Raw genomic sequence first — 15357 nt, forward strand, 5'->3', positions numbered from 1 at the left:
CTCAGACTCCCGCCTGCTGGCGCTGGCGCCTGAGATGCGGCGGCATCTCGGCAAACACACCTTCGAACATCTCGCGTGTCGACGGCTTGCCGCCGGCATGCAGCGTGCCGTGGCTTTCCGCTTCCTTCTGCGCCGCGATCACCGTGTCGAGGATTTCGGCCTCGGCCTGCGCATGCCGTTCGTTCGACCAGACACCGAGCTTGATGAGATGGTTCTTCAGCCGCACGACCGGGTCACCCAGCGGCCAAGCGTCGGACTCGGTCTTCGGCCGGTAGGCGGAGGGATCGTCCGAGCTCGAATGCGCGCCGGCGCGGTAGGTGACGTATTCGACCAACGTCGGCCCAAGATTCTCCCGCGCCCTTGTCGCCGCCCATTTGGCCACCGCGTGTACCGCCAGATAGTCATTGCCGTCGACGCGCAGAGACGGGATGCCGAAGCCGAGCCCCCGGGCCGCGAAGGTGCCGGAACCGCCGCGCGCGATGCCTTGAAAAGTCGAGATCGCCCACTGGTTGTTGACGACGTTGAGCACCACCGGCGCCTTGTAGGTGGAGGCGAACACCAGCGCCGAATGGAAATCGGATTCCGCCGTCGAGCCGTCGCCGATCCAGGCCGCGGCGATCCTGGAATCGTTGGAGATCGCCGACGCCATCGCCCAGCCGACCGCCTGGATGTACTGCGTCGCCAGATTGCCCGAGATCGAGAAGAAGCCGTGCTCCTTCGACGAATACATGATCGGCAGCTGCCGGCCCTTCAGCGGATCGGCCTCGTTGGAATAGATCTGGTTCATCATCGTGACCATCGGATAGCCGTCGGCGATGAGCAGGCCGGCCTGGCGATAGGTCGGGAAATTCATGTCGCCGGGGCTGAGCGCCTTGCGGAAGGCGCAGCTCACCGCTTCCTCGCCCAGATGCTGCATGTAGAAGGAGGTCTTGCCCTGGCGCTGCGCCATCTGCATGCGCGCATCGAACGTCCGCAGCGTCATCATGTTGCGCAGGCCTTCCAGCAATTCCTCGCTGGAAAGCAGCCCGGCCCATGGCCCGACGGCCTCGCCATTGCGGTTCAGCACCCGGATGATCGAAAACGCCATGTCGCGGATGATGCGCGGATCGACATCGATGTCGGGGCGTGGCACGGAGCCGGCCTCGGCGATGGTCACATTGGAGAAATCAGGCGTCCCGCCCGGTCGCACTTCCGGCTCCGGAACGTGAAACCGCAACATCCCAGCATCGGCCATGACCTCGAGTCCTCCAATGTTGCCTGGGTGGGATATTTGCATATCCGCGCCGCCAGTGCGAATGCCTCGGGGAGGCGGTTCCAGCCGCGCCGGCCGATCCGGCTTCCCGCGTTCAAGATGAAGATATGTCCGCGAAATTTCTTGTCGATGTTGGGCGGCCGCGCGCAATTTGGCGTATGGTTCCGCGCTGGTTGCCGCAAGAGAAGGTGATTGGTGCTGGACTTTGCGGTTCGCCGACGTTGGCGATCCGAGCAGGAAGACGTTCACTCCCTCCCAGCATCATGCTAACCACCCTCCATGGCACAGAAGAAGGCATATGAGGTCGACGGTTGGCTGGCGCGGCCTGATCCGCGCATCTCGATCGTCCTGCTTTATGGCCCGGATCGCGGCCTTGTCTCCGAGCGGGCCAAGGCCTTTGCCGGAAAGACCGGCCTTCCGCTCGACGACCCATTCTCGGTGGTCAGGCTCGAGGGTTCCGAGGTCGATCGCGACGAGGGCCGCCTGCTCGACGAGGCCCGCACCGTGCCAATGTTTTCCGACCGGCGGCTGCTCTGGGTGCGCAATGCCAGCGGCCAGAAGGCACTGGCCGACGACGTCAAGGCGCTGACGGCGGAGCCGGTGCGGGACGCCATCATTCTCATTGAAGCCGGTGATTTGAAGAAAGGCGTCGGGCTGCGCGCCGTGGTCGAGGGCGCCGACAATGCCATGGCGCTGCCTTGCTACGCCGACGAGGCGAGGGACATCGACACCGTCATCGACGACGAACTGCGCAAGGCCGGCATGTCGATGACGCTGGAGGCGCGGCAGGCGCTGCGCCGCAATCTCGGTGGCGACCGGCTGGCCTCGCGCGGCGAGATCGAAAAACTCGTCCTCTACGCCCACGGCCAGAAGGAGATCGGGCTGGAAGAGGTGAGAGCCATGTCCGGCGACGTGTCCGGCGCCTCTTACGACGACGCTGTCTGCGCGCTGCTCGAAGGCAAGGTCGGCGATTTCGACACCGCTTTCACGCGCCACTGCCAGGGCGGCGGGCAGCCCTTCCAGGTGCTGTCCTCGGCCATGCGGCAGTTACAGCAGATCCAGGTCATGCGCGGCCAAATGGAGACCGGCGGCCGCAACGCCGCTTCCGTCGTTGCCGCCGCGCGCCCGCCGGTCTTTTTCTCCAGGCGCAAGCTGGTGGAGAAGACCCTGGAGCGCTGGAACAGCGAAGCGCTCGGCCGCGCGCTGGCCCGGTTGCATCAGGCCGTGCTGCAGACGCGGCGACGCCCGGACCTGTCCGTCGCGCTGGCAAGGCAGGCGCTGCTGGGAATCGCGGTGGAGAGCGCTAGGCTGGGACAGCGGTAGAAAGCGGCCAGTCTCCCCCTTGTGGGGGTTCGGAGTGATCCGCGTCGCGGACGGGAAGCCAATTGCTTGGCTTTCCGAAACGACGAACGCCCGGAGCGACCAGCGAAGGGCCGGGTCCAGCAAGGCAGAGGGGCGCTGTCCCGCCGGCCTATCTCAATTGGGCCCACGCCCCGCGCCAAGCTGATTTCCGCCGGCGCTGACCTCACCTGCCTGCCGGCATCCTCTCCCCGTAAACGGCGAGGGATGCTCTTCTCGCTGCTTTCGCCAAATCGCCAGCGCCACAGAAGGCGCCGGCGCCGCAGCCAGCCTCTTCTCCCCGTCTCTATACGCGGAGAAGGTCCCAGCAGGGGGATGAGGGCTGCACCGATCGCGGGGAATAAAGCCGCATAATTTGCCGGCTAAACGTTTTAATCCTGCTTCAGCCGCCTGCACAGCTCGTCCAGCTGTTCCAGGCTCCGATAGGCGACCCGCAGCACCCCGCCCTTGCCCTTGTGGTCGATCGACACAATCATGCCGGTCGTGTCGGTGAGCAGCTTTTCCAGCGCCAGCGTGTCGGCGTCCTTTTCGGCTGGCGCGGCTGGCTTGGTGCCGTTGGAACTGGCGACGGCCGGCATCTGCGCCAGCGCTTCGGCCTGGCGCACCGAAAGTCCCTCCTCGACGATGCGCTTGGCGAGGCCGGCCGGATCCTCCGCCGTCACCAGCGTGCGGGCGTGGCCCGCCGACAGCGCGCCGTCGACCAGCATGTCGCGGATCACGTCGGGCAGCTTCAACAGTCTCAATGTATTGGCGACATGGCTGCGGCTCTTACCGATGACCTGGCCGAGATCGGCCTGGGTGTAGCCATGGTCGTCGATGAGTTGCTGGTAACCCTGCGCTTCTTCGACCGCGTTGAGGTCGGCGCGCTGGACGTTCTCGATGATCGCCAGCTCGAGCGCGGTGCGGTCGTTGACGTCGCGGATGATGACCGGAATCTCGGTCAGCCCGGCGCGCTGCGCGGCCCGCCAGCGCCTCTCGCCGGCAATGATCTCGTAGTGGCCGGCCTGCGTCGGCGAGGGCCGTGCCACGACCGGCTGCACCACGCCATGTTCGCGGATCGATTGGGCAAGATCGGTCAGTTCGGCATCGCCGAAATGCCGGCGCGGATTTTTCGGGTTGGCGCTGATGAACTCGATCGGCACCTTGCCGTCCGCGCTCATGCCGGGCTTTTCCGGGGCAGCCGGCCGATCGATCTCGCCGATCAGTGCTGCCAGTCCGCGACCCAGTCTTTTCCTCGAGAGATCTTCGCTCATCTTTATTCCACGTCTATTTCAGATCGTTTCGGTATCGAATCGGCTCTTAGTATGCACTGGATCTGGTCAAGCGGCGCGCAATTTGCGCTCGCGGCGGATCACTTCGGAGGCCAATTGCAGATAGGCCTGGCTGCCCGAGCATTTCAGGTCATAGAGAATTGCCGGCTTGCCATAGGAGGGGGCTTCCGACACCCGCACATTGCGCGGAATGATCGTCTCATAGACTTTGTCGCCCATATGCTCGCGCACGTCCTGCACCACCTGGTTGGCGAGATTGTTGCGACCATCATACATGGTCAGCACAATGCCCTGGATAGTAAGATCGGGATTGATCGAGCGGCGAACCTGCTCGACGGTTTCGAGCAACTGGCTGAGACCCTCCAGCGCGAAGAACTCGCATTGCAGCGGCACGAGAACAGAGTCGGCTGCCGCCATTGAATTCAAAGTCAAAAGATTGAGCGAGGGCGGACAATCGATCAGCACATAGCCGAAGGGCGCCCCGCGCTCGGTCGCGGCACGCAGCGCATTGCGCAGCTTGAGCACCCGGTCCGGCGCCGAGGCGATCTCCATCTCGATGCCGAGCAGGTCCAGCGTCGAAGGCACGATGGAAAGGCCGGGCACCGCGGTCGGAATGGCGGCGGCCTCCAGGTCCAGTTCGCCCGTCAGCACGTCATAGGACGAAACCGTCCGGTCCTTGCGGTCGATGCCGAGGCCGGTGCTGGCATTGCCTTGCGGGTCGAGGTCTACGATCAGCACTTTCTCACCGATCGCCGCCAGCGCAGTGGCCAGGTTGATGGCGGTGGTGGTCTTGCCGACACCGCCTTTCTGGTTGGCTACGGTGATGATTCGAGGGCCGTTCTTCATCATGGATCTATGCCAGAAATTCATCTTTGGGTCGCCAAACAATCGGACCGGTCTCGGTTCAGACAGGCCGTACATTGGACAATTCGAGAATGACGCCGCTGGCGTCGGTCACGCTTGGATGTTCTACCAGATCGAAGGTCCACCGGTTAACGCTTTCTTGCACTTCGGCGCGGTAATCCCGGCCTTTGTGGAACAACGCCCGCGCGCCCGAGGTCAGCCATGGCGCCGACAGGTCCAGCAGCACCGAAAGCGGTGCCAGCGCCCGTGCCGTGACGATTTCCGGCTTCGAAACAAGCACATGGCTATCCTCGACTCGTCGCGCCACGACCCGTGCCGGCAAGCCGAACTGGCCGACGACCGTCTGCAGGAACGAAGCTTTCTTGCGGTTGCTTTCGACCAGATCGATGCTGGCGCCCGGGCGGTCGCCGAGCAAAAAGGCCATGACAAGCCCGGGAAATCCGCCACCAGAACCGATGTCAGCCCAGTGCGTGGCTTCGGCCTCTATCCCAGCAAGTTGCGCGCTGTCCAGGATGTGGCGCTGCCAGACATCGCCCGAGGTCGACTGCGCCACGAGATTGATGCTGCGGTTCCATTTCTGGAACATCGCTTCAAACGCCACCAGGCGATCGAATGTTTCACGTGAAACCGGGCCGGCGGCCTCCTGCAGGCTCTCACGGGAGAAAGAACTCACGCAACATCCCTCTGCTCGGCATTCTCCACCGATTCCCAATGCCGAACATGCGCGATGATGATTGCCAACGCCGCCGGTGTCATGCCGTCCATGCGCTGCGCCTCCGCGACGGAGCGCGGCCGCCGCGCCTGCATCTTCTGCTTCAGCTCATTGGACAGACCAGGCACTCCGGCAAAGTCGACGGTGTCCGGGATCAGCCGGGCCTCTTCACGTCGGATCTGCGCGACATCCGTGCTCTGGCGATCGAGATAAACCGAATATTTCGCTTCCGTTTCAAGACGTTCCGCAGTCTTGGCATCGACGTCGTGAAATTTCGGGTCGACCCCAGCGAGCCAAGCCACATCGACACCGGGATATGCCAGCAATTCAAAGCCGGACCGGCGCACGCCATCGTGATTGATCTCCAAACCGTGCCGTGCCGCCTCGTTCGGCGTCATGGTCAGCGAAAGCGCCATCCGGCGCGCTTCATCCAGCCGCTGCATGACATCGTCATAGCGCTGCATCCGCCGCGCCGAGGCGATTCCCAGCGTCTGCGCCAGCGGCGTCAGCCGCTCATCGGCGTTGTCGGCGCGCAGCGAGAGTCGAAACTCGGCCCGCGAAGTGAACATCCGATAGGGTTCGCTGATGCCGCGACTGGTCAAATCGTCGACCATCACGCCGATATAGGCCTCGGTACGGCTGAGCACGATCGGGGCGCCGCCCGCCGCCCGCCGCGCTGCATTGAGGCCGGCGAGCAGGCCCTGCCCGGCGGCCTCTTCGTAGCCCGTCGTGCCGTTGATCTGCCCGGCGAGAAAAAGTCCGGCAACGCGCAGGGTCTCAAGTGTGGGATTCAGTTCGCGCGGATCGACATGATCATATTCGATGGCATAGCCAGGCTGCAGCATGACCGCATGCTCCAAACCAGGAATGGTCTTCAGTATGTCCAGCTGAACGTCTTCCGGCAGCGAGGTCGAAATACCGTTGGGATAGACGGTGTGGTCGTCGAGCCCTTCCGGCTCCAAAAAGATCTGATGTCCGTCCCGGTCGCCGAACTTGACGATCTTATCCTCGATCGACGGGCAATAACGCGGCCCAACCCCTTCGATCGAGCCCGAATACATGGCCGACCGGCCAAGATTGGCGCGGATCAAATCATGCGTGGCTGGCGTGGTGCGGGTGATGCCGCAATCGATCTGCGGCGTCACGATACGGTCGGTCATCAGTGAGAACGGCACGGGATTCTCGTCCGCCGCCTGGCTTCCCAGCGACACCCAGTCGATGGTTCGTCCGTCCAGTCGCGGCGGCGTGCCGGTCTTCAGTCGCCCGAGCTTGAAGCCGGCGCGGTGCATTGTATCCGACAGGCCCATGCTGGCCTTCTCGTTCATGCGGCCAGCGACAATCTTCTTTTCACCGATATGAATGAGTCCTCGCAGGAAGGTTCCCGTCGTCAGCACCACGGCGCCGCAGACAAGCCGCCGCCCGTTGGCCAGGAGAACCGCGGCGATCTTTCCATCGGAGATCTCGAAATCGAGAACCTCGCCCTCCACAACCTCCAGATCGTTCTGCTGCCGAATCGCTTCGTGCATGGCAAGGCGATAAAGTTTTCTGTCGGCCTGCGTGCGAGGGCCGCGCACCGCCGGGCCTTTGCGGCGGTTGAGCAGGCGGAACTGGATGCCGGCGGCGTCCGCCACGCGGCCCATCAGCCCGTCCATGGCGTCAATCTCGCGCACAAGATGCCCCTTGCCGAGCCCGCCGATGGCAGGGTTGCACGACATCACGCCGATCGTCTCGAAACGCAGCGTCACCAGCGCGGTCCTGGCGCCAGCGCGCGCGGCGGCGCTGGCCGCCTCGCAACCCGCATGGCCGCCGCCCACCACAACCACATCATAGTGATCGGTCATTCTATATTGGTCCCGAACTCAAAGAAGATGAGCGACACATGTCCCCGCGACGCGGGACTGTCAAGAAAACTCCGCGCGGCGTTTCACGTGAAACAGCGAAACCCGCCTCTCTATCTGCGTTTCACGTGAATCGCCGCCTAATTGTTTCACGTGAATCAGCAGAAGCATCATGTTTCACCTGAGTCATTTGCCGATGCAGAACTGGGAAAAGATCACGTCGAGCAAGTCTTCTACGTCCACCGCGCCCATGATGCGTCCCAGGCGTTCCGCTGCCAGGCGCAGCTCTTCGGCGCGCAATTCCTGGGCCATGCGCTCATCGGCGGCGCGGTGCAGATGCCGGTTCGCCGCGTCGAGCAACTCGACATGGCGCAGCCGCGACGGCAGGATATCGCCGGAGTCGCCGGTCGCCTCGGCAGCGCGACGACCGATCTCCAGCAGCAATCGCTCCACGCCCGTCCCGTCGACCACGGATATGCCGAACTCGTACCGCCGAGCTAAATCGTGGGGCGCTCTCTTATCGAGCAAGTCGAGCTTGGTGCCGACGCGTAATGCTGGTGCAGACATCGATAGCGGACCGGTATCCTTGGGGTTCGCGGCATCCTCGAGCAGCAGCAGCAGATCGGCGCGATTCGCCTTCGCTCTTGCCTTCTCGATGCCGATCGTCTCGATCTTGCCGGGCGCTTCTCGCAGGCCGGCGGTGTCGGTAAGTCGGACACGCAGGCCCCGGAGATCCAGAACCACCTCCAGCAAATCTCGGGTCGTGCCGGGTTCATCCGTTACAATAGCGGCATCGCGCCGCGCCAAGGCATTGAACAGGCTGGATTTGCCGGCATTGGGCGCACCGAGAATGACGACTTCGAAGCCGTCCCGGATGATCTCGGCGGCATGGAAGCCGGCAATGTGGCGGTCGATCTCCGATATCATCGACCTTGCGTCAGACCAAACCGTGTCCGAAACGGAACCCGGTACATCGTCTTCATCGGCGAAGTCGATCTCGGCCTCGATCATGGCCCGCGCATGGATCAGCCGCCGCCGCCAGCCGAGATAGAGTGCGCTCTGCGCGCCCCCGGCGTTATGGATGGCGAAACGCCGCTGCGCTTCGGTCTCCGCATTGACGAGGTCGGCCAGCGCCTCCGTCTCGACCAGATCGACCTTGCCGTTGAAGAAGGCGCGGCGCGTGAATTCTCCGGGCTCGGCATGCCTGACGCCGTCGAATCCAGCGATCGTTTCCAGCATCTTGGCCACCACGGCGCGCCCGCCATGAACATGGAACTCGGCGACATCCTCGCCGGTGAAGCTCGCCGGACCGGGAAAGAACAGAACCAAGCCGTTATCGAGCACGGTTCCATCTGGAGCCCTGAACCTGCGCAGGACCGCGGACCGCGCCTTAACCATGCCGCCGGCAATTGTTTCGACTACGAATCGAGTCTTCGGGCCGGATATGCGCAACACCGCAACGCCGGCCGGAAGCCTGCCGCTCGACAGCGCCACGATCGAATCGCCTGAAATCATTTGCCCGCTCTACCGAACCGCCCTAGCTTTCGCCTCGTCACCGCCCCGTATCGCTCCTGAAAGTTGGCCATTGTGACATTGCCCGCGCAAAACCTGCTTGCCGAAGAGGCCAGCCCCTATCTGCAGCAGCACAGCGGCAACCCCGTGCATTGGCGCGGATGGTCACCGGCGTCGCTCGGGGAGGCAAAAGCGCTGGACAGGCCTATCCTGCTCTCCATCGGCTATGCCGCCTGCCACTGGTGCCATGTCATGGCCCATGAAAGCTTCGAGAATGACGACGTAGCCGCCGTCATGAACCGTCTGTTCGTCAATATCAAGGTCGACCGCGAGGAGCGACCCGACATCGACCAAATCTATATGGCGGCCCTCTCCTCGATGGGCGAGCAAGGTGGCTGGCCGCTGACCATGTTCCTGACCCCCGAGGGCAAGCCGTTCTGGGGCGGCACCTATTTCCCCCGCGAGCCGCGCTATGGCCGTCCCGGGTTCATCCAGGTGATGGAAGCGGTCGACAAGGCCTGGCGCGAAAAAAGGGCAAGCCTGCACCAGAGCGCCGACGGCCTGACCTCGCATGTCGAGGCGCGGCTCTCGGCCACGCATTCCAAGGCGGTTCTCGATCGCGATACGCTGTCCGACCTCGCCGGCCGCGTCGGTGGCATGATCGACCGCGATCGCGGCGGCCTCGCCGGCGCGCCGAAATTCCCGAACGCGCCGTTCATGCAGACGCTGTGGCTGTCCTGGCTGCGCGACGGCAATACCGCACATCGCGACGATGTCCTCGTCAGCCTCGAACATATGCTCAGCGGCGGCATCCACGATCACATTGGCGGCGGGCTCAGCCGCTACTCGACGGACGCCGAATGGCTGGTGCCGCATTTCGAGAAAATGCTCTACGACAACGCGCAGCTCATCCGCTTCTGCAACTGGGCTCTCGCGGCGACCGGCAACGATTTGTTCCGATTCCGAATCGAGGATACGGTCGGCTGGCTGCTGCGCGAAATGCGCGTCGAAGGCGGCGCCTTTGCCGCCAGTCTCGATGCCGACAGCGATGGTGAGGAAGGTCTGTTCTACACCTGGAGCAGGGAGGAGATCGAATCCGTTCTGGGGGACGAATCAGTCTTGTTTTTCAAGTACTTCACTCTCTCCAGCCCGCCCGGTTGGGAAGGTAAGCCGGTGATCCATCAGACCCTCTCCCAGCAGGCGCTTGGTGTTGCCGACCGGGAACGGCTTGTCCCGCTCAAGGCAAGGCTTCTCGCTGTCCGCGAACAACGCGTCAGGCCGGGCCTGGACGCAAAGACCCTTACCGACTGGAACGGCCTGATGATCTCCGCCATCGCCGAGGCGGGTCGTTCGCTGGCGCGGCCGGATTGGATCGAGGCCGCGGCCAAGGCCTTTGCCCATATCGGCAAAGCCGGCCGCGACGGTCGCTTGCCGCACTCCATGCTTGGCGTCCGGAAGCTGTTTCCCGCACTGTCGAGCGACTATGCCGCCATGACCAACGCGGCGATCTCGCTGTTCGAAGCCACTGATGACTGGAGCTATGTCGACCAGGCCGGCCGGTTCCTTGAACAGCTCGACCGTTGGCACGCCGACACGGAAGGCAAAGGCTACTATCTGACCGCCTCGGACACCACCGATGTGCCGATCCGCATCAGGGGCGATGTCGACGAGGCCATCCCCTCAGCCACCAGCCAGATCATCGAGGCCCAGGTCCGGCTCGCTTCTATTATTGGCAGTCTCGCCTTGCAGGAGAAGGCGTGGAAAACCGCCGAGCATGCCGCCGGCCGCGCCGCGCAGCAGGCCTATGGCCAGGCGGGTATCGTCAATGCCTGTGCGCTTGCCCTCGAGCCGTTGAAACTCGTCATCGTGGACGAGCTGGAGGATCTGGAGCTCATTCCGGTGGCGAATCGAAACCCGGATCCGCGCCGTGTCGATATCGCCGTGCCAATCGGTACGGGGGCGAATCGACCGTTGCTGCCCGGCGGAATCCTGCCGCCGACCAACCGGCGCGGCGCTTGGCTGTGCACCGGCCAGGTCTGCCTGCCGATGGTTACGGATGCCGATGAATTGGAAGGATTGTTGCGGCGAAAGTGATCCTGTCATCCCCGGCTTGACCCGAGGATGACGAGGAGAAGGCCCTGCCGCGCCTCGATTACGTGTTCATCGAATCGAAGAAATCGCCGTTGGTCTTGGTCTGCTTCAGCTTGTCGATCAGGAACTCGATCGCGTCGGTGGTTCCCATCGGCGCCAGAATGCGGCGCAGCACGAAGATCTTCTGCAGGTCCTGGCGCGACACCAGCAGGTCTTCCTTGCGGGTGCCGGACTTGAGGATGTCTATGGCCGGATAGATACGCTTGTCCGCCACCTTGCGGTCGAGCTGGATTTCACAGTTGCCGGTGCCCTTGAACTCTTCGAAGATGACTTCATCCATGCGGCTGCCTGTGTCGATCAGCGCGGTGGCGATGATGGTCAGCGAGCCGCCTTCCTCGATGTTGCGCGCGGCGCCGAAGAAACGCTTCGGGCGCTGCAGCGCGTTGGCGTCGACACCACCGGTCAGCACCTTGCCGGAGGACGGCACGACGGTGTTGTAGGCGCGGCCCAGCCGAGTGATCGAATCAAGAAGGATCACTACATCGCGGCCGTGCTCGACCAGCCGCTTGGCCTTCTCGATGACCATTTCGGCGACCTGGACGTGGCGCACCGCAGGCTCGTCGAAGGTCGAGGAGATGACTTCGCCTTTGACCGAACGCTGCATGTCGGTGACTTCCTCGGGACGCTCGTCGATCAGCAGCACGATCAGGTAGCATTCCGGATGATTGGCGGTAATCGAGTGCGCGATGTTCTGCAACAGCACCGTCTTGCCGGTACGCGGCTGTGCGTTGATCAGCGCGCGCTGGCCCTTGCCGATCGGCGCCACAAGGTCGATCACGCGAGGCGATATGTCCTTGCCGGGCGGATTGTCGACCTCCATCTTCAGCCGCGAGGTCGGATAGAGCGGCGTCAGATTGTCGAAGTGTATCTTGTGGCGGATCTTTTCGGGATCGTCGAAATTGATCGTGTTGACCTTGAGCAGCGCGAAATAGCGCTCGCCCTCCTTCGGGCTGCGGATCGGTCCTTCGACCGTATCGCCGGTCTTCAGCGAAAAGCGCCGGATCTGCGACGGCGAAATGTAGATGTCGTCGGGCCCTGGCAGATAGTTGGCATTGGCGGAGCGCAGGAAGCCGAAACCGTCCTGCAGCACCTCGACCACGCCGTCACCGATGATCTCGATGTCCTGGGCGGCGAGCTTCTTCAGGATAGCGAACATCAGTTCCTGCTTGCGCATGACGCTGGCGTTCTCGACCTCGAGCGATTCGGCATAAGCGATCAGCTCTGGCGGCTTCTTGTTCTTGAACTCGGTGAGTTTCATTTCTTGCATTAGACGGACTCTGGGTAGGCTTTGGGGGAAAGATCGGCGGGATGCGACAAATGCCGGGCGCGGCCGAAAGCAATGACGGGCGGCGCATGACGGGAAGGAAGACCCGTCTTGTATCGTCGGTCGGCTGAAAGAGCAAGCCGCCTTTTGAGCGGGTCCGATGAAGCCTCAGAAGGGCTTCACGACGACCAGGATCACGATTGCGATCATCAGCAATGTGGGGATCTCGTTGACGATCCGCCAGTGTCTTGCTGGTTTTTCGTTGCGGTCCTCGGCGAATTTACGCACCGCGGCCGCCAGATAACCATGAACACCGGACAAAATCAGCACAAGGCCGATCTTGGCATGCAGCCAGCCGCCCTGGAACGCAAAGATCTTCCAGGCCAGCCACAGCCCGAAGACCCAGGTGAGGATCATCGCCGGATTGATGATGCCGCGCAGCAGACGCCGCTCCATCACCTTGAAAGTCTCCGACTGCACGGATCCTTTCGGCGCATCGACGTGATAGACAAACAGCCGCGGCAGATAAAGCATCCCAGCCATCCAGGAGATGACGGCGAGGATATGGATCGCCTTTGCCCAGGGGTAGAAGCTTTCCGGCGCGAAGAAAAACAAAAGCGCGGTGAGAACGATCAGGACAGCAATGCCAACGACCATGCGCTTCATCGCCTGGCCGGCGCTGTTGGTGTTATCTCTGTCAGCCATCAGCGTGCCGCGCTCCGAACCTGTTTTACCATCGCCTCGACATGCGCCACCGGCGTCTCCGGCGTGATGCCGTGGCCGAGATTGAAGATCAGCGGCCCATTCCCCAGCACCTGGAGGATCGCTTCGACGCCATCCGCCAACGCTTGCCCGCCGGCGACCAGCCGCAACGGATCGAGATTGCCCTGGACGGCGCCTTGCCGCTGCAACGCCTTCGCGGCCTCCAGCGGCACCGTCCAGTCGATGCCCAGCCCCGTCGCGCCGGTCTTCTCGCGATAGCTCTGATAGCGGGCGCCGGCGCCCTTGGGAAAACCGATGATCGGCACGTCGGGATGGACCGCCCGAACCTGCCTGACGATCTCGGCCACCGGCTCGACGCAGAAGCGTTCGAAGGACGCATCGTCGAGCACGCCCGACCAGGAATCGAAAATCTGCACAACGTCCGCGCCGGCCTCGATCTGCCGGATCAGGTAGGACGCCGAATGGTCGGCGAGCACTTTCAGCAACTGCCTAAACGCCGCCGGCTCGCGGTAGGCGAACAGCCTCGCCGGCGCCTGGTCGGGGGTGCCGTGGCCGGCGATCATATAGGTCGCGACCGTCCACGGGGCGCCGCAGAAGCCGATCAGCGTCGTCTCGTCGGGCAATTTCACCCGCAGCCGGCGAAGCGTCTCGTAGACCGGTTCGAGATTCACGTGAAACATGTCGCTTCCCAGCGCCGGAATCTCGGCCGCCGAAATCGGCGTCAGCAACGGCCCACGCCCTTCCTCGAAGCGCACATCGCGACCAAGCGCATGGGGAACGACAAGGATGTCCGAAAACACGATCGAAGCGTCGAAGCCAAAGCGCTCGATCGGCTGCAGCGTCACTTCCACGGCAAGGTCGGGGTCGTAGCAGAGATCAAGGAACGAGCCGGCCCGTCTTCGCGTCTCACGATATTCCGGCAGATAGCGCCCGGCCTGTCGCATCATCCAGAGCGGAGGAGGAAACACCGCCTCGCCTTTCAGCACATCCAGCATGATCCGTCTTGCACGCATCGAGCGCTCGCCTCTCCCGGCTTCCTCTTAATCAAATATCTTATTTTAAAAGAGTCTTCTGATTCTAAGAGTCTGTTGGTTGTGGTGGTTGTCACCTGTCCCGCTTTGGCCGCCAAAACGCCAGCAAGCATATTGTCGCGCATTCCCTACCGCGACTGGCAGGGTTCTGGGGACAATCGGGAATCCGCCACTGGAGTCAACGCGCTAGGTCAGATGCCCTCGAGGCCTGCCCTGTGGACAGTCAAACGGCAAAACTCCTCGTCCACGGACTTGTCCCCAGCCGCCCGGAGAAGCTGACAGCGCATCGAATTGTGGACAAACCGGCATCTGATACAGTCGCCTCCGGCCGGCATGCCTGCCGGTCCGATCTTATCCACATCCGCCCACAGCCCCAGGTGATCCCTGTGAACAAACCCCAGAGCTTCTTCCACCTGCATCTGATTTCCGATGCCACGGGCGAAACCCTGCTCGCTGCGGGCCGCGCGGCGTCAGCGCAATACAAGGATGCACGCGCCATCGAACACATCTACCCGCTCATCCGCACCGAAAAGCAGATAGCCAAGGTCTTCGAGGACATAGAGGAGGAGCCGGGTATCATCCTCTACACGGTGGTCGACCAGAAGCTGGCGCATGGCATCGACGAACGCTGCGCGGCCATGGGCCTGCCCTGCGTGTCCGTGCTGGAGCCCGTGCTGACTGTCTTCCAGTCCTATCTCGGAACGCCGGCCGGCCGCCGCGTCGGCGCCCAGCATGTTCTCGACGCCGAATATTTCCGGCGCATCGATGCGCTCAACTTCACCATGGACCATGATGATGGCCAGCTGCCGGCAAACATGGATGACGCCGATGTGGTGCTGATCGGCATTTCACGCACCTCGAAAACGCCGACCAGCATCTATCTCGCCAATCGCGGCATCAAGACCGCCAACATCCCGATCGTGCTCGGCGTGCCGGTGCCCGAAAGCCTTGTCAACGCCAGGGCGCCGCTGGTCGTCGGGCTGATCGCCACCGCCGAGCGCATCTCGCATGTGCGCCAGAACCGCATCCTCGGCAATTCGAGCACCTATGTGCCGACCGAATATGTCGACCGCGCCGCCATCAACGAGGAACTCGCCTATGCCCGCCAGATCTGCACCCGACACGGCTGGCCGATGATCGACGTCAGCCGCCGCTCGATCGAGGAAACGGCGGCGGCGATCGTTGCCCTGCGGGGAAAGACGCGATAGATCAGCCAAGAGGTTTTCCGAGGCTTGCCGCGGAGGGTCGGCGTCGCCCCTCACCTGCCTGCCGGCGCCGTATAGAGACGGGGAGAGGGGCCATGTCGTCGATGGTTTCGCCAATCATCAGCGTGGCCGAAAAGAGAGCCCACGTTGAAGCTGCCCCTTTCTCCCCGTCTCT

Annotated in this window: 12 protein-coding genes; 3 read left to right on the forward strand and 9 right to left on the reverse strand. The window is 63.1% G+C overall.

The genetic code is table 11. From position 1 onward, the window contains the following. Position 1: 1 nt before the first annotated feature. The gene (locus tag AC3CB8_RS03825) at positions 2 to 1234 is read right to left on the reverse strand and encodes a 3-methyl-2-oxobutanoate dehydrogenase (2-methylpropanoyl-transferring) subunit alpha (RefSeq protein WP_023771933.1); all 1233 of its coding nucleotides are present in this window, start codon (positions 1232 to 1234) and stop codon (positions 2 to 4) included. Positions 1235 to 1531: 297 nt separating this feature from the next. Between AC3CB8_RS03825 and holA the strand changes: the two genes are divergently transcribed. Then, positions 1532 to 2575, forward strand: coding sequence for a DNA polymerase III subunit delta (gene holA / locus AC3CB8_RS03830; protein ID WP_352563455.1), 1044 nt, complete (start codon positions 1532 to 1534; stop codon positions 2573 to 2575). A 407-nt stretch (positions 2576 to 2982) separates the two neighbouring features. Here holA and AC3CB8_RS03835 read toward each other — a convergent pair whose 3' ends face one another. The 5 genes from AC3CB8_RS03835 to mnmE form a co-directional block, all read right to left on the reverse strand. Then, positions 2983 to 3864: a ParB/RepB/Spo0J family partition protein gene (locus tag AC3CB8_RS03835; protein ID WP_352563454.1), complete on the reverse strand. Its 882-nt coding sequence runs from the start codon at positions 3862 to 3864 to the stop codon at positions 2983 to 2985. Between the two features lie 66 nt (positions 3865 to 3930). Then, positions 3931 to 4731 carry a ParA family protein gene (locus AC3CB8_RS03840; RefSeq protein WP_031251964.1) on the reverse strand — a complete coding sequence of 267 codons (801 nt, stop codon included), beginning with the start codon at positions 4729 to 4731 and terminating at the stop codon, positions 3931 to 3933. A 55-nt stretch (positions 4732 to 4786) separates the two neighbouring features. Then, on the reverse strand, positions 4787 to 5419 hold the full coding sequence (gene rsmG / locus AC3CB8_RS03845; protein ID WP_352563453.1) for a 16S rRNA (guanine(527)-N(7))-methyltransferase RsmG: 633 nt from the start codon (positions 5417 to 5419) through the stop codon (positions 4787 to 4789). Beyond that, complete coding sequence (mnmG, locus tag AC3CB8_RS03850; protein WP_352563452.1) at positions 5416 to 7299, reverse strand: tRNA uridine-5-carboxymethylaminomethyl(34) synthesis enzyme MnmG; 1884 nt, start codon at positions 7297 to 7299, stop codon at positions 5416 to 5418. The genes rsmG and mnmG overlap by 4 nt, the downstream gene beginning before the upstream one ends. A 183-nt stretch (positions 7300 to 7482) precedes the next feature. Next, positions 7483 to 8811, reverse strand: coding sequence for a tRNA uridine-5-carboxymethylaminomethyl(34) synthesis GTPase MnmE (gene mnmE / locus AC3CB8_RS03855; RefSeq protein WP_023782042.1), 1329 nt, complete (start codon positions 8809 to 8811; stop codon positions 7483 to 7485). Between the two features lie 72 nt (positions 8812 to 8883). Here mnmE and AC3CB8_RS03860 point away from each other — a divergent pair, with 72 nt between their 5' ends. Then, positions 8884 to 10902 (forward strand): thioredoxin domain-containing protein, encoded by a 2019-nt coding sequence (locus tag AC3CB8_RS03860; protein ID WP_352594823.1) that lies wholly within the window; start codon positions 8884 to 8886, stop codon positions 10900 to 10902. Between the two features lie 58 nt (positions 10903 to 10960). Here the strand turns inward: AC3CB8_RS03860 and rho are convergent, their stop codons facing one another. From rho to hemE, 3 genes are all read right to left on the reverse strand, one after another. Then, complete coding sequence (gene rho / locus AC3CB8_RS03865; protein WP_015314810.1) at positions 10961 to 12226, reverse strand: transcription termination factor Rho; 1266 nt, start codon at positions 12224 to 12226, stop codon at positions 10961 to 10963. A gap of 165 nt (positions 12227 to 12391) precedes the next feature. Then, entirely contained in the window at positions 12392 to 12928 is a 537-nt protein-coding gene (gene hemJ, locus AC3CB8_RS03870; protein ID WP_023771941.1) for a protoporphyrinogen oxidase HemJ, read from the reverse strand. Beyond that, on the reverse strand, positions 12928 to 13959 hold the full coding sequence (gene hemE, locus AC3CB8_RS03875; RefSeq protein ID WP_352594826.1) for a uroporphyrinogen decarboxylase: 1032 nt from the start codon (positions 13957 to 13959) through the stop codon (positions 12928 to 12930). The genes hemJ and hemE overlap by 1 nt, the downstream gene beginning before the upstream one ends. Positions 13960 to 14252: 293 nt before the next feature. On the opposite strand from hemE, the gene AC3CB8_RS03880 reads away from it, so the two are divergent. Then, positions 14253 to 15185: a pyruvate, water dikinase regulatory protein gene (locus AC3CB8_RS03880; protein WP_435053015.1), complete on the forward strand. Its 933-nt coding sequence runs from the start codon at positions 14253 to 14255 to the stop codon at positions 15183 to 15185. The last annotated feature ends 172 nt before the right edge of the window (positions 15186 to 15357 follow it).

The sequence above is a fragment of the Mesorhizobium sp. P160927 genome (genome assembly GCF_057766385.1).

Excerpts from the sequence above, each read along its gene's own strand:
- AC3CB8_RS03825 (WP_023771933.1), bottom strand. The coding sequence starts at position 1,234 with ATGGCCGATGCTGGGATGTTGCGGTTTCACGTTCCGGAGCCGGAAGTG.
- holA (WP_352563455.1), top strand. The coding sequence starts at position 1,532 with ATGGCACAGAAGAAGGCATATGAGGTCGACGGTTGGCTGGCGCGGCCT.
- AC3CB8_RS03835 (WP_352563454.1), bottom strand. The coding sequence starts at position 3,864 with ATGAGCGAAGATCTCTCGAGGAAAAGACTGGGTCGCGGACTGGCAGCA.
- AC3CB8_RS03840 (WP_031251964.1), bottom strand. The coding sequence starts at position 4,731 with ATGATGAAGAACGGCCCTCGAATCATCACCGTAGCCAACCAGAAAGGC.
- mnmG (WP_352563452.1), bottom strand. The coding sequence starts at position 7,299 with ATGACCGATCACTATGATGTGGTTGTGGTGGGCGGCGGCCATGCGGGT.
- mnmE (WP_023782042.1), bottom strand. The coding sequence starts at position 8,811 with ATGATTTCAGGCGATTCGATCGTGGCGCTGTCGAGCGGCAGGCTTCCG.
- rho (WP_015314810.1), bottom strand. The coding sequence starts at position 12,226 with ATGCAAGAAATGAAACTCACCGAGTTCAAGAACAAGAAGCCGCCAGAG.
- hemJ (WP_023771941.1), bottom strand. The coding sequence starts at position 12,928 with ATGGCTGACAGAGATAACACCAACAGCGCCGGCCAGGCGATGAAGCGC.
- hemE (WP_352594826.1), bottom strand. The coding sequence starts at position 13,959 with ATGCGTGCAAGACGGATCATGCTGGATGTGCTGAAAGGCGAGGCGGTG.